This window comes from Salicola sp. AFF1, assembly GCF_056783195.1.
In genome coordinates, this window is sequence record NZ_JBXAYL010000004.1 from 56,106 (window position 1) to 75,786 (window position 19,681).

General features: G+C 62.7%; 19 protein-coding genes. 14 read left to right on the forward strand and 5 right to left on the reverse strand.

All coding sequences use genetic code 11. The features are described 5' to 3' along the window. Window positions 1-15 precede the first annotated feature (15 nt). Entirely contained in the window at window positions 16-951 is a 936-nt protein-coding gene (gene motB / locus AC1RQI_RS03800; protein WP_481903718.1) for a flagellar motor protein MotB, read from the forward strand. Here motB and rsgA read toward each other — a convergent pair. Beyond that, window positions 941-1,930, reverse strand: a complete 990-nt coding sequence (rsgA, locus tag AC1RQI_RS03805; protein ID WP_481903719.1) for a ribosome small subunit-dependent GTPase A — start codon at window positions 1,928-1,930, stop codon at window positions 941-943. The two genes, motB and rsgA, sit on opposite strands and share 11 nt — an antisense overlap. A 71-nt stretch (window positions 1,931-2,001) precedes the next feature. On the opposite strand from rsgA, the gene orn reads away from it, so the two are divergent. Next, window positions 2,002-2,556 carry an oligoribonuclease gene (gene orn / locus AC1RQI_RS03810; protein WP_481903720.1) on the forward strand — a complete coding sequence of 185 codons (555 nt, stop codon included), beginning with the start codon at window positions 2,002-2,004 and terminating at the stop codon, window positions 2,554-2,556. A 56-nt stretch (window positions 2,557-2,612) separates the two neighbouring features. Here the strand turns inward: orn and queG are convergent, their stop codons facing one another. After that, the gene (gene queG, locus AC1RQI_RS03815; protein ID WP_481903721.1) at window positions 2,613-3,668 is read right to left on the reverse strand and encodes a tRNA epoxyqueuosine(34) reductase QueG; all 1,056 of its coding nucleotides are present in this window, start codon (window positions 3,666-3,668) and stop codon (window positions 2,613-2,615) included. 102 nt (window positions 3,669-3,770) lie between these two features. Here queG and AC1RQI_RS03820 point away from each other — a divergent pair, with 102 nt between their 5' ends. The 12 genes from AC1RQI_RS03820 to AC1RQI_RS03875 all read left to right on the forward strand — a co-directional run bounded on the left by AC1RQI_RS03820 (window position 3,771) and on the right by AC1RQI_RS03875 (window position 16,753). Next, window positions 3,771-5,303 carry an NAD(P)H-hydrate dehydratase gene (locus AC1RQI_RS03820; protein ID WP_481903722.1) on the forward strand — a complete coding sequence of 511 codons (1,533 nt, stop codon included), beginning with the start codon at window positions 3,771-3,773 and terminating at the stop codon, window positions 5,301-5,303. Next, window positions 5,300-5,776 carry a tRNA (adenosine(37)-N6)-threonylcarbamoyltransferase complex ATPase subunit type 1 TsaE gene (gene tsaE / locus AC1RQI_RS03825; RefSeq protein ID WP_481903723.1) on the forward strand — a complete coding sequence of 159 codons (477 nt, stop codon included), beginning with the start codon at window positions 5,300-5,302 and terminating at the stop codon, window positions 5,774-5,776. The genes AC1RQI_RS03820 and tsaE overlap by 4 nt, the downstream gene beginning before the upstream one ends. An 11-nt stretch (window positions 5,777-5,787) precedes the next feature. Continuing rightward, window positions 5,788-7,110 (forward strand): N-acetylmuramoyl-L-alanine amidase, encoded by a 1,323-nt coding sequence (locus tag AC1RQI_RS03830; RefSeq protein WP_481903724.1) that lies wholly within the window; start codon window positions 5,788-5,790, stop codon window positions 7,108-7,110. A gap of 26 nt (window positions 7,111-7,136) precedes the next feature. Further along, complete coding sequence (gene mutL, locus AC1RQI_RS03835) at window positions 7,137-9,017, forward strand: DNA mismatch repair endonuclease MutL (protein WP_481903725.1); 1,881 nt, start codon at window positions 7,137-7,139, stop codon at window positions 9,015-9,017. 2 nt (window positions 9,018-9,019) lie between these two features. Beyond that, window positions 9,020-10,042 carry a tRNA (adenosine(37)-N6)-dimethylallyltransferase MiaA gene (miaA, locus tag AC1RQI_RS03840; protein WP_481903726.1) on the forward strand — a complete coding sequence of 341 codons (1,023 nt, stop codon included), beginning with the start codon at window positions 9,020-9,022 and terminating at the stop codon, window positions 10,040-10,042. 18 nt (window positions 10,043-10,060) lie between these two features. Beyond that, window positions 10,061-10,315 (forward strand): RNA chaperone Hfq, encoded by a 255-nt coding sequence (hfq, locus tag AC1RQI_RS03845; RefSeq protein WP_416635332.1) that lies wholly within the window; start codon window positions 10,061-10,063, stop codon window positions 10,313-10,315. A 14-nt stretch (window positions 10,316-10,329) separates the two neighbouring features. Beyond that, window positions 10,330-11,649, forward strand: coding sequence for a ribosome rescue GTPase HflX (hflX, locus tag AC1RQI_RS03850; protein ID WP_481903727.1), 1,320 nt, complete (start codon window positions 10,330-10,332; stop codon window positions 11,647-11,649). Between the two features lie 102 nt (window positions 11,650-11,751). Beyond that, window positions 11,752-12,987 (forward strand): FtsH protease activity modulator HflK, encoded by a 1,236-nt coding sequence (hflK, locus tag AC1RQI_RS03855; RefSeq protein ID WP_481903728.1) that lies wholly within the window; start codon window positions 11,752-11,754, stop codon window positions 12,985-12,987. Between the two features lies 1 nt (window position 12,988). Beyond that, a complete protein-coding gene (hflC, locus tag AC1RQI_RS03860; RefSeq protein WP_481903729.1) occupies window positions 12,989-13,864 on the forward strand; it encodes a protease modulator HflC in 876 nt (291 codons plus the stop codon). A gap of 112 nt (window positions 13,865-13,976) precedes the next feature. Then, window positions 13,977-14,162, forward strand: a complete 186-nt coding sequence (locus tag AC1RQI_RS03865; protein ID WP_481903730.1) for a DUF2065 domain-containing protein — start codon at window positions 13,977-13,979, stop codon at window positions 14,160-14,162. A gap of 62 nt (window positions 14,163-14,224) precedes the next feature. Continuing rightward, window positions 14,225-15,403, forward strand: coding sequence for an ATP phosphoribosyltransferase regulatory subunit (locus AC1RQI_RS03870; protein WP_481903731.1), 1,179 nt, complete (start codon window positions 14,225-14,227; stop codon window positions 15,401-15,403). A gap of 54 nt (window positions 15,404-15,457) precedes the next feature. After that, window positions 15,458-16,753, forward strand: coding sequence for an adenylosuccinate synthase (locus tag AC1RQI_RS03875; protein WP_481903732.1), 1,296 nt, complete (start codon window positions 15,458-15,460; stop codon window positions 16,751-16,753). Between the two features lie 3 nt (window positions 16,754-16,756). Here the strand turns inward: AC1RQI_RS03875 and cmoB are convergent, their stop codons facing one another. The 3 genes from cmoB to AC1RQI_RS03890 are packed head-to-tail and all read right to left on the reverse strand — an operon-like array spanning window position 16,757 to window position 19,544. Next, a complete protein-coding gene (gene cmoB / locus AC1RQI_RS03880; RefSeq protein ID WP_481903733.1) occupies window positions 16,757-17,755 on the reverse strand; it encodes a tRNA 5-methoxyuridine(34)/uridine 5-oxyacetic acid(34) synthase CmoB in 999 nt (332 codons plus the stop codon). After that, window positions 17,752-18,519, reverse strand: coding sequence for a carboxy-S-adenosyl-L-methionine synthase CmoA (gene cmoA / locus AC1RQI_RS03885; RefSeq protein ID WP_416635322.1), 768 nt, complete (start codon window positions 18,517-18,519; stop codon window positions 17,752-17,754). The genes cmoB and cmoA overlap by 4 nt, the downstream gene beginning before the upstream one ends. A gap of 29 nt (window positions 18,520-18,548) precedes the next feature. Next, on the reverse strand, window positions 18,549-19,544 hold the full coding sequence (locus tag AC1RQI_RS03890; RefSeq protein ID WP_481903734.1) for a serine/threonine protein kinase: 996 nt from the start codon (window positions 19,542-19,544) through the stop codon (window positions 18,549-18,551). Between the last annotated feature and the right edge of the window lie 137 nt (window positions 19,545-19,681).

A 19,681-nucleotide genomic window follows, 5' to 3' on the forward strand; every position in this document is an offset into this window, starting at 1 on the left:
GAGAAGAGGCACCCCTTGGAAGACCGTCCCATTGTTGTAAAACGGGTTAAGAAAGTCGAAGGCGGTCATCACGGCGGCGCCTGGAAAGTGGCGTTTGCCGATTTTGCCATGGCGCTGATGGCGTTCTTTCTGGTGATGTGGGCCACCAACCAGGCAACGCCTGAGCAGAAAGAGGATATTTCAAAGTATTTTTCCGACCCCGTGGGGTATGAGGAGGGCGGCAACCCCAACCCCGTGGATCTCGGCGGTGCCCCGGCGGTAACCCGCAGCTCTGGCCCCAGTGATGTAGCCCCTGAGCCCCTGAGCCTTGAGGAAGACCAGGTTGAGGAGCTGGCGGAGGCGATGGAGCGCCGTCAGACCGAGCAGCTGATGCAGGAACTGGATGAAAAACTCAAGGAAAGTGAAACCCTGCAGAAATTCAAGGATCAGCTGATGATCGATATTACCGACGAGGGGCTGCGCATCCAGATCGTTGATCGTTCCCAGCGGCCGATGTTCGCCAGTGGGGGCGATGAGCTCAAGCCCTATTCCCAGGATATTCTGTTTGAATTGGCGGAGCCCCTTGCCAAGGTATCCAAGAAACTGAGCATTACGGGCCATACGGATCGCACTCCGTTCGCCCGTAGCAATGACCAGTACACCAATTGGGAGCTCTCGGCGGACCGTGCGAATGCGGCAAGGCGAACCCTGGTTGCCGGTGGCGTGCCGGAGGATCAGATTGGCCGGGTGGTGGGGCTGGCGGACTCGGTGCTGTTCAACAAAGAGAATCCCAAGGCGCCGGTTAACCGCCGTATCTCGATCATTGTGCTGACCGAGGCGGCACGCAAGGCCATGGAAGAGCGGGAGTCCGGCAATACCGCGGATGCGGAGGACCGTGAAACCATGGCCGATGATAACTGGATGGAGCGTGCGCGTGAGGATCAGGTTGATGAATCCGAGGTCAACTGGTAGCCCGACCGGCCTCGGCTTCGTCACGGATCATGAGATAGTTCTCAACCCTTTCGGGGTCCAGCTCTCCGTTTTCCACCGCTGCCGTTAGAGCGCATCCCGGTTCCTTGTTGTGCCGGCAGTCCCGGAAGCGGCAGTGGCCGATCCATTGGCGCACATCCGGGAACCCATCGATCACGTCCTCCGGGTCGATGTGCCAGAGCCCGAATTCACGGATACCGGGGGAGTCAATGATGGCCCCACCGTTGGCCAACCGGTAGAGGCAGGCGGTTGTTGTTGTGTGGGTGCCTTCCCCTCGCCGGGTAAGCTCAGCGGTCCGGATCTCGGTGCCGGGCAGCCAGCGGCGGATCAGGCTGGACTTGCCGACCCCGGATTGTCCGGCAATGATGCTGGTGGCGGTGTCGTTCATGGGCTCCGGAAGGACGTCTTCATCTTCCACCGCGGCCGAGGTGAGGGCCACGGGGTAGCCCAGCTCCTGGTAGGGGGCCAGCACCTCTTCCAGCAATTCCATGCTCTCTTCGTCCAGAAGATCCGCCTTGTTCAGCAGGATGACCACGGACAGCCCATGGATCTCTGCCGCCGCCAGGTAGCGGTCCATGAGTGCCGGCTGGGGCCCGGGCATCGCCGCAATCACCAGCACCAGCCGGTCGATGTTGGCTGCCATGGTCTTGAGCCGGCCGTAACGGTCGGGGCGCTGGAGTTCCCGTTCGCGAGGGTGGCGGGCCACAACCACGGCGGTGCCGTCAGGCTCTTCACGCCATACCACCCGGTCGCCGGCGACCAGTCCCCCGAGGTTGCTGCGCGCCTGGGCGCGGCGCTGTTCCCAGCGCCCTTCTACTGGGTAGTCGATCAGCAGCTCGCCGCCGAAATGCGCCACCACGGTGGCATCACGGCCTTCATCGCGTTCGGTGTCCTGCCACTCTCGCTGGCGGGACTGGATGCGGCGTTGCTGCTGGTGGGATAGGTTGCGTTTGCGGGCCACTGTGTCTTGTCTTGAAGCTGTGAGAGGATATTGGTAACCCAACAGCTTATCGGAAAAGGAGTACATCAGCCATGGCGCAGCACAACGAGCGGGCCCAGCGACTGATCTGGATCGACCTGGAAATGACCGGCCTGGATCCAGACAGTGACCGAATCATCGAAGTGGCCACCATCGTGACCGACTCTGACCTCAATACCCTTGCGGAAGGGCCCGTCCTGGCCGTCCATCAGTCCGACGCCGTGCTTGAGGCCATGGATGAGTGGAATACCGCAACCCACGGCAACTCCGGCCTGACCCGGCGCGTGCGTGAAAGCACCCTGACTGAGCGCGACGCGGAGCTGGAGACCCTGGCTTTCCTGAGGGAGTGGGTGGATGAGCGCACCTCGCCCATCTGCGGAAACAGCATCTGCCAGGATCGGCGCTTCCTCGCCCGCTACATGCCGGAGCTGGAGGGTTTTTTCCATTACCGCAACCTGGATGTGAGCACCGTCAAGGAGTTGGCCAAACGCTGGAATCCTGACGCTCTGGAAGGATTCAAGAAGAAGGGCGCGCATCAAGCACTGGACGATATCCGCGAGTCCATTGCGGAGCTGCAGCATTACCGGGAGACTCTGTTCGGGCTTTGAGGGCGAGGGTGATAGCCGGTGCGGGAGCGCCGGCTCGTCAAAACCCCTGGTTTCGGTCAATCGACATCATGCCGGGCAAGGGCCCAGCTAACATGCTCGCGCACCATCGCTGAGGGATGCTCCCTCCGTGCCTTCAACGCTTCGATTACCGGAACGGTGCTGGGCGCGTTCCCCAGCCCCACTGCCAGGTTTCGCAGCCACCCCTCAAAGCCTGCGCGCCGGATGGCGGACCCCTCGGTGCGTTTCAGAAAGGTTTCCTCATCCCACAGGAACAGTTCCGCTAGGGTACTGTTATCCAGTCCGTGGCGCGGCTGGAAGTCCGGCTCCTCGGTGGATTCACTGAACTTGTTAAAGGGGCACACCAGCTGGCAGTCGTCGCACCCAAAGACGCGGTTCCCCATCAGGGGGCGCAGTTCCTCCGGAATGGGGCCGTTGTTCTCGATGGTGAGGTAGGAGATACAGCGGCCAGCGTCCAGTACATAGGGTTCCGGGAAAGCATTGGTGGGACACACATCCAGGCAGGCGGTGCAGCTGCCGCAATGATCCGTGGTCCAGGGCGCATCCACGGGCAGCGGGGCGCTGGTGTAGATCTCGCCCAGGAAGAACCAGGAGCCCGCCTGCGGGTGCAGCAGCAGGGTGTGCTTGCCCTGCCAGCCCAGGCCGGCCTTAACCGCGATGGGCTTTTCCAGCACCGGTGCACTGTCCACGAAGGGACGGTGATAATAGCCGGGCAGCGCCTCATCAATCCATTTTGCCAGCTTGGCGAGGCGCTTGCGCATAAGCTTATGGTAATCCCGGCCCAGGCTGTAGCGGGTGATATAGGCCTTTTCTTCATCGGCGAGCACCGTCCCGGGATCATCCGGTTCGGGCCGGTAATCCATGCGCACGGCAATGATCCGCTGGGTACCAGGAACCAGCTCGTCGGGCCGGTAGCGCTTGCTGCCGTGGGTGGCCATGTAATCCAGGTCCGCGTTCAGGCCCTGGTCCAGCCAACGATGCAGTCGGCTGCCGGCCTCATCCAGCGCCGTGTCCGTGACGCCAAGGGCCTGGAACCCCAGTTCATAAGCCCAGTCGCGAATCTTGCCGGTGGTGGTGCTGAGTTCATCCGTCATACAGTGCTATGGCGCTCGCGCCGGCATTTGCTATGCTTATCAGGGTCCTGTGCGAATCTTTTAAACCGCATTGTGATAACGTCTTCTTTTTCGAGCCAAAATATGTCGAGTCAGCCGCTGCCATTGTACACCGCTGAGCAGGTACGCAACCTGGATCAGACCGCCATCGAGGATTTTGGGGTGGATGGTTTTGATCTCATGAAGCGGGCCGGTAAAGCCGCTTTCCGCCTGGCGCACCGCCGCTGGCCCGAAGCGCGGCAGCTGCTTGTGCTTTGTGGGGGCGGCAATAACGGTGGTGATGGCTATGTTGTGGCTGGTCTGGCCGCCCGGCAGGGGATTGGTTGTCGCTGCGTGGCGGTTTCTGACCCCTCGAAGCTCAGCGGCTCGGCGGCTTCCGCCTATGACTTCGCCCGGGAAGGTGGGGTCGAAATCACACAGTTTGAGTCGCTCGGGGAGAATGGCCTGGCCTCATTGCTGGCTGAGTCGGACCTGGCTGTGGACACTCTGCTCGGAACGGGGCTTGCTGGTGAGGTTCGGGCTCCCTATGCCGGCGTGATCCACCAATTGAATGCCTCGCCGGTGCCGGTGTTGGCCGTGGATATTCCGTCCGGGCTCTGCAGTGGGACCGGACGCGTTCTGGGCACTGCGGTGAGGGCGGAGGCCACCATCACCTTTATAGGGCGTAAAACAGGCCTTTATACAGGGCAGGCGCGGGATTGCACCGGCCCGGTGAGCTTCGATGATCTCGCCGTGGATCCGGCGGTCTACGATTCGGGGCCGGAACCTGCAGCTTGGCTCTGGCCACCGGAAACAGCAGTCGCGGGGCTGCCCCAGCGCCATGCCACAACCCATAAGGGGGAGTGCGGCCGTGTTCTGGTCGTTGGTGGCGACGAGGGCATGGGCGGTGCGGGCATTCTGGCTGGCGAGGCGGCGCTGCGCTGTGGCGCTGGACTGGTTTTCCTGGCGACCCGGGGCGAGCATGTGCCGGCGGCGCTGGCGCGGCGGCCGGAAATCCAGGCGCGCGCGGTGGCGCACGGTAATGAGCTGGATCCCTTGTTGGAACGCGTTGACGTGGTCGTGGTCGGCCCCGGCCTGGGCCGTGGCGCCTGGGGGCAGCAGATGCTGCAGCGGGTGGCCGGGTTTAGCGGCCCGGTCGTTGCGGATGCGGACGCCCTGACAGCGATGCAGCAGTTGGGGCTGCCCATGGATGCCGGACAGTGGATTCTCACGCCGCACCCTGGCGAGGCGGCCCGGTTACTGGGGGATGGGGTGCCGGAGGTGGAAGCGGACCGTTACCAGGCTTTGGCAACATTGGTTGAGCAACAGGGAGCGACCGTCATTCTCAAGGGCGCTGGCAGTCTCGTGGGCGCGCCCGGAAGGCAACCGGTCGTGATCGAAGGGGGCAACCCCGGCATGGCCACCGCAGGCATGGGGGATGCGCTGAGTGGTGCCCTGGGAGCACTGCTCGGGCAGGGGATGGCGCCCATGGAGGCCGCGGTTACCGGTGCTGGCTGGCACGCGGCGGCGGCCGATTACGCCCTGGCGGGGGTGGGCTCCCTGGGCCTGTTGGCTGATGATCTCATCGCGGCGTTTGGGGCAGCGGCTGGGGCAGAGTCGCCGGGGAGCGCGCGATGAATGAGCCTGTGACGCTGACCCTCACGGACGAGCAGGCCACGCAAGCTCTGGGCGCGGCCCTGGCAGAAGCGTTTTCCGGTGGTGGCGTGGTCCATCTGGTGGGCGACCTCGGCGTTGGCAAGACGACCCTGGCACGAGGACTGGTGCACGCGTTGGGCCATGAAGGCGCGGTGCGCAGCCCCACGTTCACCCTGGTGGAACCCTATGAAGCGCTGGATCCGCTGGTCTACCACTTTGATTTATACCGGCTGGGGGATCCCGAGGAACTGGAAATGATGGGCATCCGCGACTATATGGAAGAAGGAGCCCTGGTCGTGATTGAGTGGCCGGAGCGTGCCAGTAGTGTACTGCCGGCGCCGGCATGCCGGGTTGAGCTGGTGGACCTGGGTGATGGGCGCAGCGCGCGTATTCATGCGCATGAGCGGGTTACCCGGGCTGTATCACACGCTCTGGCAGGAGGGAGCAGCAGTTGATGAGATTAGGGGTGGCACGTGTTCTCGCTGGCATGGCGCTGTTGGTGGCGATCGGGGCGCAAGCCCGTACCCCGGTCGATAACGCCCGGATCTGGCCGGCTACGGACCACACGCGGCTGGTATTGGAGACCGCTGAATCCGTGGAGCATCGGCTCTTTGAGCTGGACTCTCCCCGCCGGCTGGTGATTGATGTTGAGCGGGCGGATCTGGAGACCGACCTTGGTGCGCTGGATCTGGAGGGGACGCCGATCAAGCGAATCCGCACCGGTCGCCAGGAAAACGGCGACCTGCGTGTGGTTTTGGATATGAAGAGGGAGATTGAGCCGCGCAGTTTCCTGCTCCAGCCCAATGAACAGTATCCGCACCGTTTGGTCGTGGACCTGATGGATCTCGACAAGACCCGCAAGCAGGAACAGAAAGCGGTTCTGGCGGACCAGAGTGACAGTAAACGCCGGGATGTCGTGGTGGTGGTTGACGCCGGTCATGGCGGCGAGGATCCTGGCGCGATCGGTCCTTCCGGGGTCCAGGAAAAGGAGGTCACGCTGTCACTGGCCCAGCGGATGGTGGAACGGGTCGATGCCATGGAGGGGTTCCAGGCCTACCTGACCCGCAAGGGTGATTACTACATTGGGCTGCGCAAGCGCACTGAAATCGCACGCGACTACAACGCGGACCTGTTCGTGTCCGTACACGCGGATGCCTTCCACTCGCCGGATCCCCGGGGTGCGTCCGTGTACGCCCTATCCACCGATGGCGCCAGTAGTGAAACCGCTCGCTGGCTGGCCGAGAGCGAAAACAGCTCCGACCTGATTGGTGGTGTTGGTGACGTCTCGCTCAAGGATAAGGACGAGATGCTTGCGGGCGTCCTGCTGGACCTTTCCGTAACGGCGAGCATCGAACACAGCATGGGCGTTGGCTCCAGGGTTCTGGATAAGCTCGACACCGTGGGCAAGCTGCACAAATCCTCCGTGGAGCAGGCGGGGTTCGTCGTGCTCAAGAGCCCGGACATCCCGTCCATCCTCGTGGAGGCTGGATTCATTTCCAATCCCACGGATGAACAGAAGCTGACGCAGGCCGCGCATCAGAAGCGCATCGTGGATGCCATGGTGGATGGCATTGACCGCCACTTCCGCGCCTCGCCGCCGCCGGGCACCCTGATTGCCTACCGTCAGCGCAATGGCGGCAGCGAGCGTGAGTATGAGATTCAGCGCGGGGATACCCTTTCAGCCATTGCGCGGCGCAACCAGGTGTCCGTGCAGAAGCTGAAAACCGCAAACAACCTGAATGGCGAGACGCTGCACATCGGTGAGGTCATCAGCATCCCGTCCTCCTGATCCGGTATATCTGGTATCATTGCGCCATGGCAGCCATCCAGACCCTACCAACCCGTCTCGCCAACCAGATCGCCGCCGGAGAGGTCGTCGAACGCCCGGCCTCGGTCGCGAAGGAACTCATCGAGAACGCGCTGGACGCAGGTGCATCCCGTGTTGAAGTGGAGGTGGAGCAGGGGGGCGCACGCCTGATCCGGGTGCGTGACGACGGCCAGGGTATTGCCCATGATGAGTTGCCTTTGGCGTTGAGCCGCCACGCCACCAGCAAGGTTCACAGTCTTGATGACCTGGAAGCCGTGAACTCGCTGGGATTCCGCGGCGAGGCACTGGCCAGCATCAGTTCCGTGGCCCGGTTGACGCTGACCTCCCGCGCCGAGGGGGAAACGGAAGGGTGGTGCGTGGAGGCCGAGGGCCAGGACATGCAGACCCGAGTGTCGCCGGCAGCGCACCCACAGGGTACGACTGTTGAGGTGCGGGACCTGTTTTTCAACACGCCGGCCCGGCGTAAGTTCCTTCGCACTGAGAAAACCGAGTTCAATCATCTTGAGGAGAACCTGCGGCGCCAGGCGTTAAGCCGGTTTGATGTGGGGTTTACGCTGCAGCACAACGGTCGCGCGGTGCAGTCGTTGCGCCCGGCAACCACCGAGCGTGACCAGCAGCAGCGGGTCGCCAGCCTGTGCGGCAGCCAGTTCATGGCGAATGCCCTGGGCATTGACGTCGAAGCCTCGGGTCTGCGCCTGCAGGGCTGGGTAGCGCTGCCTACGTTCTCGCGCAGCCAGGCGGATCTGCAGTATTTCTTCGTTAATGGCCGCCCAATAAGGGATCGGCTGGTTGCCCATGCGGTACGCCAGGCCTACCGGGATGTGCTCTACAATCAGCGGCATCCGGCCTTTGTGCTCTACCTTGAGGTGGATCCTGGTAATGTGGACGTCAACGTCCACCCCACCAAGCATGAGGTGCGTTTCCGGGACGGGCGGCTGGTGCACGACTTCCTCTTCCGCAGCCTGCATCGTGCCCTGGCCGAGGTACGCCCGGGCGATGACAATGCCGGTGAGCCCCGGGACCAGGAAGCAGAGATTTCCGAGGCCGTGGAGGCTGGTTCGGCTGACGCGACCCCTTCGGCGCACACTGTCGCCGAGGGGCAGGCCCGGGGCTGCGAGGTGCCTGCAGCCCCCTCGGAGACGGAGGCCCAGATGGCGTTCTATGGCGGACTTCATCAAGGGGGCGGCCCTTCCGGCAATGCCGTGCGCGAGGCCTCACCCACCCCCTTCATCCAGAGTCGCGCCACAGCGCCTTCCGGCACCGTGGAGACAGGCGACGGAGAAACGCCCCCCTTGGGCTACGCCATTGCGCAGCTGCACGGGGTCTACATTCTGGCCCAGAGCGCCGATGGACTGGTGGTTGTGGACATGCACGCCGCCCATGAGCGTATTGTCTACGAGCGTATGAAACGCGGCGTGGCCGGGGAAGGTGTTACTTCCCAGCCCATGCTGGTGCCGCTCACGCTCAATGTGAGCCAGCGCGAGGCGGACCATGCCGAGCAGTATGCTGAGGACATCGCGACCCTGGGGCTGCGCCTGGACCGGATGGGGCCGGAGACAGTCACTGTTCGCCAGATTCCGGCGCTATTGCGGGATGCGGACATGGAGCAACTGGTGCGGGATGTGCTCTCGGATCTTGTTACCCATGGCCGGAGCCAGCAGGTCGAGGCCCGCATCGAGCACCTGCTGGGAACCATGGCCTGCTACGGCTCGGTGCGCGCAAACCGCCAGCTCACCATTCCCGAGATGAACGCACTGCTGCGGGATATGGAGGCCACGGAGCGCAGTGGCCAGTGTAACCACGGTCGTCCCACCTGGACGCGAATGAGCATGCGGGATCTGGACAAACTCTTCATGCGGGGGCAGTAGCCATGCCACGGCGGCCTCCGGCAATTCTGGTCATGGGGCCGACTGCTTCGGGTAAGACGGACCTGGCCATTGCGCTGCGGGAGCAGCTGGGTGGCGAACTCATCAGTGTGGACTCGGCCCTGGTTTACCGGGGCATGGATATTGGTACCGCCAAGCCGGATGCCGCCACCCTGCGCCACGCTCCCCATCACCTGATCGACATCCGCGATCCGGCTGAGCCCTATTCGGCGGCGGCGTTCGCAGCCGATGCCGGAGCTCTTATAGAGCGTATCCGGAACGAGGGCCGGGTGCCGATCCTGGTGGGCGGCACCATGCTCTATTTCAATGTATTGCGCCAGGGCATGGCCGCGATGCCCCAGGCCGATGAAACGCTCAGGGCAGAGCTTGAAAACCGGTTTGACGCTGAAGGCGGCGCGGTTCTCCATCAGGAGCTGGAAGCCGTGGATCCGGAGGCCGCCGCTGGCTTGCACCCGAACAACCGCCAGCGCCTGATTCGTGCGCTGGAAGTCTACCGGCTTTCCGGGCGACCGATTTCGGCGTACTGGGCGGACGCCCAGCGTCAGGGGGGCAACGGGCTGCCGGAGGGCACCGTAAGCCTAGCGCTGGCGCCGCCACAGCGCTGGGTTCTGCATGAGCGGATCGAACGTCGGTTCCGGGCAATGCTGGAACAGGGGCTTCTCGAGGAAGTGCAAGCCCTGTATGCGCGCGGTGATCTGTCCCCGGAGCTGCCCTCGATCCGGGCGGTGGGGTATCGTCAGGTATGGGAGTACCTGAGCAGCGAAACCCGTTATGATGTTATGATCGAACGCGCGCTTGCGGCCACGCGTCAGCTGGCTAAGCGCCAGCTGACCTGGTTGCGCAAGTGGCCGGGCGCTCACTGGCTCAACAGTGAGGGCAGCGATCCGGTAGACGATGCCTTGAAAATCATCCACGGCGGCACCACTGTCTCTTGTGATCCAGGCGCGCCGCCGCATGGTCGGAAAGGAACAGTGCCCGGGGACTGCTCCGGGGACGAGCAATCATAAAAAAACAGGAGCCACAGCATGTCAAAAGGGCACTCTCTACAAGACCCTTACCTGAATTCCCTTCGCAAGGAACGTATCCCCGTGTCCATTTTTCTGGTTAATGGCATTAAGCTTCAGGGGCAGATCGAGTCCTTTGACCAGTTTGTCATCCTGCTGCGTAATACAGTCAGCCAGATGGTCTACAAGCATGCCATCTCCACGGTTGTGCCGGCGCGCAGCATCAAGGCCCCCCAGCATCCCGGTGACGAGAGCGACTTGGCCGAGACCGAATGAGGAGCAGCACCTGATTGTTTGAACGTCCCGAGGTTGGTGAGCGGGCGCTGCTCGTACACATCACACTGGCATCCGAGACAGAACCCGAGAGCCCGGATGAATTCCGTGAGTTGGCCGAGTCCGCGGGGGTTACCTGCGCCGCGGTCATTACCGGATCCCGGAACCAGCCTACCTCCCGCCTGTTTCTCGGTTCGGGCAAGCTTGAAGAGCTGCGTGAAGTCCTCAAGGCTGAAGGGGCGGACGTGGTGCTGTTCAACCATCAGCTCAGCCCCAGTCAGGAGCGGAACCTCGAGTCCGAGCTCAAGTGCCGCGTTCTGGACCGCACTGGCGTAATCCTCGATATCTTCGCTCAGCGCGCCCGTACCTATGAGGGCAAACTCCAGGTGGAGCTCGCCCAGCTGGAACATATGGCCACCCGTCTGGTGCGGGGCTGGACGCACCTTGAGCGCCAGAAGGGCGGCATCGGCCAGCGCGGCCCCGGCGAAACCCAGCTTGAAACCGACCGACGGTTGCTGCAGGCACGGATCAATCAGATCAACCGCCGCCTGGAGAAGGTTCGCCGCCAGCGCGAACAAGCCAGACGCTCGCGTAAGCGCGCCGAGATTCCCGTGGTGTCGCTGGTGGGCTATACAAATGCCGGCAAATCGTCCCTGTTCAACCAGCTGACCGACTCCACGGTCTTTGAGGCGGACCAGCTCTTCGCCACTCTGGATCCGACAGTGCGCCGTGTGAGCGTGCCGGATGTGGGGCCAGTGGTGCTGGCGGATACCGTGGGCTTTATCCGCCACCTCCCGCACACGCTGGTGGAGGCCTTCCGCGCCACACTGGAAGAGACGGTGGAGGCGTCTCTCCTGTTGCACATCATTGATAACACCGACCCCGCCCGGGATGACACCATTCGCGAGGTCAACTCAGTGTTGGGGGAGATTGGTGCTGGTGAGGTGCCGGTGCTGGAGGTGTGCAACAAGATTGATCTCATTCCCGGGGCCGAGCCGGGGGTGGAGCGGGATGAAAGTGGCCGTCCGGTGCGGGTCTGGTTGTCCGCTCACACCGGGGACGGCCTGAGCGAGCTGCGTGATGCGGTTGCTGAGCGGCTCGGAGAAGATGTTGTGCATCGGTACGTCAAGCTCTCCCCGGCGGACGGCTGGCTGCGGGCCCAGTTCTACCAGAGCGGAGCTGTGGTGGCAGAGCGGATGACCGAGCGGGGGGAACCGGTATTGGAGCTGAGAATGGAATCCCGCGACTGGCATCAGGTGCTGGCCCGTGCTGGCATGGATGAGAACGAACTGGCGTGCGTGGACGATCATGACTGGATGGCAGCCGAGGCTGTGTAGGTCGCCCCGGTTGTCGCGGCCTGTCAGAACACCTACTATTTGCATCTGTTGTGCCCGGCAGGCCCGGGCTGCTGCAGCGTTCAACTTCAGACGGAGAACACTATGGCCTGGAACGAACCGGGTGGTAACCGTAATAACGACCGCGATCCCTGGGGATCAGGTAATCGCGGGGGCAACGACCAGGGACCGCCGGATCTGGATGAAGCCCTGAAAAAGGGCCTTGATAAGCTGAACAAACTGTTCGGGAACAAGGGCGGTTCCGGTGGCAGTGGCGGTCCAGGTGGTGGCAGTGGCCAGGGGAGCGGCGGCTTTGGCCTCATCCTGGCGGTCATCGGCCTGCTGGTTTTCGGCTTTCTGGCCTACCAGTCCGTCTACATCGTGGACGAACGGGAGAACGGTGTGGTTCTGCGCTTTGGCGAGTACCACAAGACCACAATGCCGGGCCTGAACTTCAAGATCCCGCTTCTGGACGATGTGCGTATGGTCCAGGTGACGGATGTGCGCTCATTCAAATCCAGGGGGCATATGCTCACTGGAGATGAAAACATCGTGAGCGTGAACCTGGGGGTCCAGTATCGGGTAAAAGAGCCCCGCAAATTCGTACTGAACGTAAGGGAACCCACCACGACCCTCCAGTACGCCACCGACAGCGCGCTCCGTCACGAAGTAGGCAGCTCGACACTGCATGGTGTTCTGACCGAGCGTCGCTCTGAACTGGGCCGGCTGGTGGAGAAACGGCTGCAGCGTTTTCTGGATAAATACACCGTGGGCATGCAGATCCTGCGCGTGAACGTGGAAAGCACCCAGCCGCCGGAAGCCGTACAGGAGGCCTTCCGTGACGTGCAGCGGGCCCGCGAGGACATGCAGCGCTTCATCGACCAGGCAGAGCAGTACCGCAATCGCGTGGTTCCTGAAGCTCGTGGGCAGGCGGAACGTATCCGTGAGGAGGCGGAGGCCTATCGGTCCCGCGTGGTACAGGCCGCCGAGGGTGACACGGCCCGATTCCTTGAAGTGCTGGGTGTCTACCAGCAGGCGCCGAAGGTAACGTCCAAGCGGCTTTACATCGAAACGATGCAGGACGTGCTTACCGGAACCAGCAAGGTGGTCATGGATGTTGAGAAAGGCAACAACCTGATGATGCTGCCGTTGGATCAGATGGCGAAGGGAGGTGCCAAGGCCATGGCGGACTCCGCCAGTTCCTCCAGTCAGCAGGATGGCTCTGGCAACGACGGCAAGCAGCGCATTGGCTCCACCAAGGAGCGGATAGACGATCTGGCCGACCAGGTCATCGACCGCATCCGGGAAAAGAACAGTAACGCCAGCCGAGGGAGGCGCTAAGATGAACTCTAGAGGCATACTGGCCCTGATTGCCGGTGTCGTGGTTCTCTACCTCGTCTCGGCAACGGTCTACATCATCCCTGAAACCCACCGTGGTGTGGTACTTCGCTTCGGTGAGCTGGTGGAAACCGGCGTGGAGCCGGGGCTGCACTTCAAGCTGCCATGGATTGAAACCGCCCGTGAATTTGATACGCGGATCCTGACGCAGAACATTGAGCCCCAGCGTTATCTCACCATTGAGAAAAAGCCGCTTGATGTGGACTCCTATGTCACATGGCAGATTCAGGATGTGGCTGACTTCTATCGTGCAACCGGTGGCCGTGAGGCCCAGGCCGAGGAGTTGTTGGGCTCGCGGATTGAGAATGGACTGCGGGACCAGTTCGGTGTTCGTAATATGACCGAGGTGGTATCGGGGTCAAGGGATGAATTGATGGCCCAGATTACCGACGACGTGAATGAGATGACCAAGGAGGAATTTGGGATCCGTGTCATCGATATCCGGATCAAGGGTATCGAGTTGCCTCAGGAGGTGAGCAAGACGGTACACAGGCGCATGCGGACCGAGCGCCAGGCGGAGGCTCAGGAATACCGTTCCCGTGGACGTGAGAAGGCCGAAGCGTTGCGCGCGGAGGCGGATCGACAGGTGACTGTGCTGCTGGCGGAGGCGAACCGCAAGGCCCAGGAAGTCCGGGGTAAGGGCGACGGCAAAGCGGCCAGCATCTATGCCGACGCCTATGGTCGTAATGAGGATTTCTACGAGCTTTACCGGACGCTGGAGGCCTATCGGTCAACCTTCAGCAGCCGCAAGGACATGTTCGTCATGGATTCCCAGAGCCAGTTCCTGGATCTGCTCAAGGGGACGGAGGGCACGCAATAGGAAGTGGCCTGGATTGCCCTATAAACCGGAGCCGCGGCTCCGGTTTTTTTGTGGACCTTTAGGGCGTAGAATTGCGGCTTTGTAATAACCCCAGACGGTGCCCGGTATTGCCATGTGGCAGGATCTGCTGACAGCGTTGGCGCTGGTGTTCATTATTGAGGGCATCATGCCGTTCCTGTATCCCCAGCGATGGCAGCGGCTGGTTGAGTTCCTGGCCCAGGTGGCGCCCTCGAGTATGCGCTGGGCGGGCTTTGCGAGCATGCTGGTCGGTGTGATCCTGCTTTATGTTGCTCGCTAGGTGACCAGGGCCACTGAAGACGTTCCTGTTCAGTCAGTCAACTAATCACGGATTCAAGCGTCATGAGTACGTCTGATCGATGGTTACTGCCCGATGGCGTGGCCGATGTGCTGCCACCCCGGGCCCAGAGAGTTGAGGCTTTGCGCCGGGAGCTGATAGATACCTATCGGCGCTGGGGCTTCGAGCTTATTATCCCGCCGATGATCGAGTATCTGCAGTCGTTGTTGACGGGTACGGGGAACGATCTGGACCTGCAGACGTTCAAGCTTACCGACCAGTTGACCGGCCGTATGATGGGCGTGCGTGCGGACATGACCCCGCAAGCGGCTCGGATGGATGCCCACAGTCTGCGTCGCGAGGGTGTTACCCGCCTTTGCTATGCCGGTCATGTACTGCACGCACGGCCCACCAGTATGCTGGCCAACCGTACCCCGTTGCAGGTGGGCTGCGAGCTCTTCGGAAGCCGCAGTAGTGGCGCCGATCAGGAGATCATCGACCTGATGCTGGAGACGCTGACGGCGGCCGGCGTTGAAACTGTGCATCTGGATATGGCTCATGTAGGCATCTTCCAGTGCCTGGCGGAGCAGGCCGCTCTGGGCGCTGACCTGGAGCAGCGGGTTTTCGATGCACTGCGTCGCTGCGCCATCCCGGAGCTGGACGAACTGCTGGGGAGTGCTGAAGCCGGCTCGGCGCGAGCCATGCTGCGCGACCTGGGCCGACTCACCGGCGGTGAGGAAGTGCCGGAAGCCGCCCGTCAACGGCTGGCCAATGCCCCGGCGCCAGTCCTCGAAGCCATCAATCAGCTGGAGCAGACTGCCCAGCGGGTGCGTGATCGCCATCCAGACGTCGCCGTTGGCTTCGATTTCAGCGAATTGCGTGGCTACAACTACCATACGGGCCTTGTGTTTGCGGCCTATACGCCAGGACAGGAGGAGGCGCTCGCCCAGGGCGGGCGCTACGATGCCGTTGGCGAGGACTTCGGTCGTGCAAGGCCAGCGACGGGGTTCAGTGCCGATCTCAACCGGCTTCTGGATGCGGGGCGGCGCTCCTGTGTTAGTGGCGCTGGCGCTATCGTGGCGCCGGCCGGCTCTGATGCGGCACTCCGCCAGCGCATCAGCGAGCTTCGCCAGAGTGAAACCGTCATCCAGCAACTGGATGACGAAGCCAGTGACCGGGTACCGCCCGGGTGCGATCGCCAGCTGGTCTGGCGGGATGGAGACTGGCAGGTGGTGCCGCTGTAGCCACAGCGGCGCGAACGTCAATCATGAGTTTCTGCAGGAATCAGCGAGCCATTCATGGGTAAGAACGTCGTAGTGCTGGGCACCCAGTGGGGTGACGAAGGCAAGGGCAAGATCGTGGATCTGCTCACCGAGGAAGTGTCTGCTGTCGCGCGCTTCCAGGGCGGGCACAATGCCGGCCACACACTGGTGATTGATGGTGAGACCACAGCGCTTCACCTGATTCCCTCTGGTATTCTCCGCAAGCATGTCACCTGCATGATCGGCAATGGGGTCGTGCTGGCGCTGGATGCTCTGCTTGAAGAGATCCAGAAGCTGGAGGCCAGGGGCGTGGATGTGCGCTCGCGGCTCCGCGTGAGCGAGGCTTGCCCATTGATCCTGCCCACCCACGAGCGCCTGGACCAGGCTCGTGAGCGGGCCCGCGGCAAGGACTGCATCGGCACCACCGGGCGTGGTATCGGACCCGCCTATGAGGACAAGGTCTCCCGCCAGGGGCTGCGCTTTGGGGATCTCGCGGATTCAGAGGCGTTCGAGCGCGGTTTGCGGGAGCTCATGGCCTATCACAACTTCGTGCTGACCGAGTATTACGGGGAGTCTCCTGTGGATGTGGAGGCGACCCTCCAGCAATTCCGGGGGTATGCCGAGCAACTGCTGCCCATGGCCGCGGACGTGACGGACATGCTCCATGATCTGCGCAAGCGCGGTGAGCATATCCTGTTTGAGGGGGCCCAGGGGGCGCTCCTGGATATCGATCACGGCACCTATCCGTTCGTGACCTCCTCGAACACCACGGCTGGGGGCGCAGCCACGGGGACCGGTTTTGGTCCGCAGTACCTGGATTACATCCTGGGCATTACCAAGGCCTATACCACCCGGGTTGGCTCCGGTCCCTTTCCGACCGAGCTGTCCGATGCCTGTGGCGAGCATCTGGCGCGCCAGGGTCATGAGTTCGGGACCACCACGGGCCGGGCCCGCCGCTGCGGCTGGTTCGACGCCGTGGCGCTGCGCCACGCCATCCAGGTCAACAGTGTTTCCGGCATCTGCCTGACCAAGCTGGATGTCTTGGATGGATTGGATGAAGTGAAAGTCTGCGTGGGCTACATCACCCGCGAGGGCCGCGTTACCCGGCCGCCGATCCGGGGCGCACAGTACGACGCCATTCAACCCGTCTACGAGAGCCTGCCGGGTTGGTCCGAGAGCACCTCGGGCATCACCTCCATTGATCAGCTGCCGGAGAATGCCCGCAACTATATCCGCTTTCTGGAAGAGCAGATCGAGGCACCGATCGACGTGATCTCAACCGGACCCGACCGGGTCGAGACCGTCACCCTGAGGCATCCCTTCAACGCCTGAGCTTCAGGCAGGTTTGCGGGCCACGAGGGTGGCCCGGCGGGGTGCCGGGTAGCCCTCAATGGTGCGGTGTTCATTGGCTGGATCCAGGAAGTCGGGCAGTGACTGGAACTGCATCCATTCGGTGGCGCGTTGTTCGGCCGTGGTCGTGCGGGTTACATCCACACACTCAATCGCTTTGTAGCCGGCGCGATGGAGCCAGCGCTCCAGGGTGGGCACGCTGGGAATGAACCAGACATTGCGCATGCGTGCGTAACGGTCTTCCGGCATGAGTGTCTCACCCAGTTCCCCCTCGATGACCAGAGTCTCCAGCACCAGTTCCCCACCCGGCTTGAGGGTTCCCTTGAGCTCCAAAAGGTGGTCAATGGGCGAGCGCCGGTGATAGAGAACTCCCAGTGACAGGGTGGTGTCGAAAAGCTGCAGCTGGTGGGGCAGGTCTTCCAGCCGCTGGGGCAGGAGGTGGGCCGGCGGGTCATCCAGATAACCGCGTACCGCCTGGAACTGCACCAGGAACAGCATGCCCGGGTCGATGCCAACGACGCGGCAGGCACCCGCACCCAGAATCCGCCAGCAGTGGTAGCCGGAACCGCAGCCTACATCGAGGACGGTGCGGTCCCGAAGATCGCTCAGCCCGGGCCGGACACGCTCCCATTTCCAGTCGGAACGCCACTCGGTGTCGATGGGAGTCCCGAAGAAGGAATAGGGGCCCTTACGCCAGGGCATGAGCCCTTTCAGGCCCTCTTCCAGTGATCGTTGGCGGGCATCATCAAGCGGTGCCGGGGCGCTGAGGGTGACCGTTGCCTGATCCAGCTCAGCTTCCACGCCAGCAACCGGTGGTAGCTGGTCGAGGGCCGCCAGCCAGCGTGGCAGATCGCCATGGGGATGGGTTTCGAAAACAGTGCTCAGGCGCTGTTCCAGCTGGTGCCGCCACTGGTCCCGACCGGTGGCGCGGAGCCATTCAAGGAGGTTGGCGTATTCCTCCCGCCAGTTGAGCGTCTGGTTCATGGGGTGCCCTCCGGTGCCACGGCCATCATGGAGACAAAGTTCAACGACTGGTGCCAGAGAGTGACCTGCTCGAAGCCGGCGTGCTGAAGGCGCTGTCTGTGGGTGGCAATAGTCTCTGGAATCAGCACCTGTTCCAGTGCGTTGCGCTTACGGCTGATCTCCATCTCGGAATAGCCCTGGGCGCGCTTGAAATCCAGGTGGAGGTTTTCAAGAAGGGACTGTTCCGCCGGATCCTCGAAGGCGACCTTTTCCGAAAGCACCAGTACGCCGCCCGGCGCCAGCGCCTGGCAGAGTCGGTGTAGCAACGTATCCCGCTCTTGTGGGGGCAGGAACTGGAGCGTGAAGTTCAGCGCCACAACGCTGGCGGGCTGGTAGTCGATGCTGCGGATGTCCGCGCATTGCAGCGCTACCGGCAGCTGGCCATCGTCCAGGGCGACGTAATGGCGGCAGCGCTCGATCATTGAGGCCGCGTTATCCACGGCCACGATGCGTGTGCCTTCGGCCTTGACGCTGTGGCGCATGGCCAGGCTCACAGCGCCCAGTGAGCACCCCAGATCGTAAAGCGTGGTGTGCGGACGCGCGAAGCGGGCGGCAATGATGCCAATCATGGGCACGATGGTGGTATAGCCGGGCACCGAGCGCCGGATCATGTCCGGAAAAACGCGTGCCACCGCCTCATCAAACCGGAAAGGGTCATCAGAGGTGCTGGTGCCGGCGTAAACGGCATCGGTCTCGGTATCGAAGCGGCCGGTTGGGTCATTCATGCTGCGGTTTCCGTTGGTCGTTTGCGCTGTCAGGGGCCGGGCGGCCTTACGGGTGGCTGCTGCAGGTTGGCGAGCTGTTCGCGCAGCATCAGGATGTGGTCCGACCAGAACCGGTCCTGGCCGAACCAGGGGAAGTGCATGGGGAAAGTGGGGTCATCCCACCGCCAGGCCAGCCAGGCCGCCTGATTGATCAGTCGCATGGTGCGCAACGGTTCAATCAGGTGGCATTCCGCCGGGTTGAAGGTGTTGAACTGCTCATACCCCTCAATAAGTTCGCCCAGCTGTGAGCGCTGTTCCTCGGCATCACCGCTGAGCATCAGCCAGATGTCCTGGATGGCGGGGCCCTGGCGGGCATCGTCAAAATCCACAAACAGCAGCTGTTCCTCGCGCATCAGAATGTTACCAAGGTGGCAGTCCCCATGCAGCCGCTGGAGGGTCACATCGCCGGCGCGTTCCTGGCACCTCTTGATTGCGTCCAGAAGATCCGGGATCAGGCTTCGGTACGCTGGCTGCAGATCGTCCGGGACAAAGCCGGCGTCCAGAACGTACCGGTGGCCCTCCTCAATCATCCGCACCGGGTCAATGGTGGGGCGGTGCTCGAAATCGGCGCGCGCGCCCACTTGATGGATGCCGCCGAGCCACTGGCCGATACGGAAGAGGGTATCCGGCATGGTGATGTCTGGGGCCTGGCCACCGCGCTGTGGGTAGAGCGCGAGCGTGAACCCGCCGTAGTCCGCGAGATACCCGCCGTTGGGCATGGGCATGGCGCCAACCACTGGGATTTCAGCGGCTTCCAGTTCGGCCACGAAACCGTGCTCTTCTTCCAGCTGAGCGCGCGACCAGCGTCCGGGGCGGTAGAACTTGGCGATCACGGGCTGGCGGTCGTCGACCCCCACCTGATAGACCCGGTTTTCATAGGAGTTGAGCGGGAAGAGCCGGCCATTGACCGGAAAGCCACAGGCCTCAACCGCATCCAGAACCAGGCTGGGCGTGAGGTGCTGGTAGGGGTGCGCCATTGTCTCCATGGATTAACCGCCTCCCGCTGCGGTGAGCGGCGTTGCAGCGACCGCGGTCGCGGTGAGCGGGTGGGTATCCGGCATGCTTCCCCCAGTGAGTGAACTCGGCCCCAGTATAACCGGTTGGGCGTTTCAATCAGAGCCCT

Bases quoted from the DNA above. Each gene is read 5' to 3' on its own strand.
- AC1RQI_RS03875 (WP_481903732.1), top strand. From the start codon at position 15,458: ATGGGTAAGAACGTCGTAGTGCTGGGCACCCAGTGGGGTGACGAAGGC.
- AC1RQI_RS03890 (WP_481903734.1), bottom strand. From the start codon at position 19,544: ATGGAGACAATGGCGCACCCCTACCAGCACCTCACGCCCAGCCTGGTT.
- queG (WP_481903721.1), bottom strand. From the start codon at position 3,668: ATGACGGATGAACTCAGCACCACCACCGGCAAGATTCGCGACTGGGCT.
- orn (WP_481903720.1), top strand. From the start codon at position 2,002: ATGGCGCAGCACAACGAGCGGGCCCAGCGACTGATCTGGATCGACCTG.
- hfq (WP_416635332.1), top strand. From the start codon at position 10,061: ATGTCAAAAGGGCACTCTCTACAAGACCCTTACCTGAATTCCCTTCGC.
- cmoB (WP_481903733.1), bottom strand. From the start codon at position 17,755: ATGAACCAGACGCTCAACTGGCGGGAGGAATACGCCAACCTCCTTGAA.
- AC1RQI_RS03820 (WP_481903722.1), top strand. From the start codon at position 3,771: ATGTCGAGTCAGCCGCTGCCATTGTACACCGCTGAGCAGGTACGCAAC.
- AC1RQI_RS03870 (WP_481903731.1), top strand. From the start codon at position 14,225: ATGAGTACGTCTGATCGATGGTTACTGCCCGATGGCGTGGCCGATGTG.
- hflC (WP_481903729.1), top strand. From the start codon at position 12,989: ATGAACTCTAGAGGCATACTGGCCCTGATTGCCGGTGTCGTGGTTCTC.
- tsaE (WP_481903723.1), top strand. From the start codon at position 5,300: ATGAATGAGCCTGTGACGCTGACCCTCACGGACGAGCAGGCCACGCAA.
- hflK (WP_481903728.1), top strand. From the start codon at position 11,752: ATGGCCTGGAACGAACCGGGTGGTAACCGTAATAACGACCGCGATCCC.
- cmoA (WP_416635322.1), bottom strand. From the start codon at position 18,519: ATGAATGACCCAACCGGCCGCTTCGATACCGAGACCGATGCCGTTTAC.
- mutL (WP_481903725.1), top strand. From the start codon at position 7,137: ATGGCAGCCATCCAGACCCTACCAACCCGTCTCGCCAACCAGATCGCC.
- miaA (WP_481903726.1), top strand. From the start codon at position 9,020: ATGCCACGGCGGCCTCCGGCAATTCTGGTCATGGGGCCGACTGCTTCG.
- AC1RQI_RS03865 (WP_481903730.1), top strand. From the start codon at position 13,977: ATGTGGCAGGATCTGCTGACAGCGTTGGCGCTGGTGTTCATTATTGAG.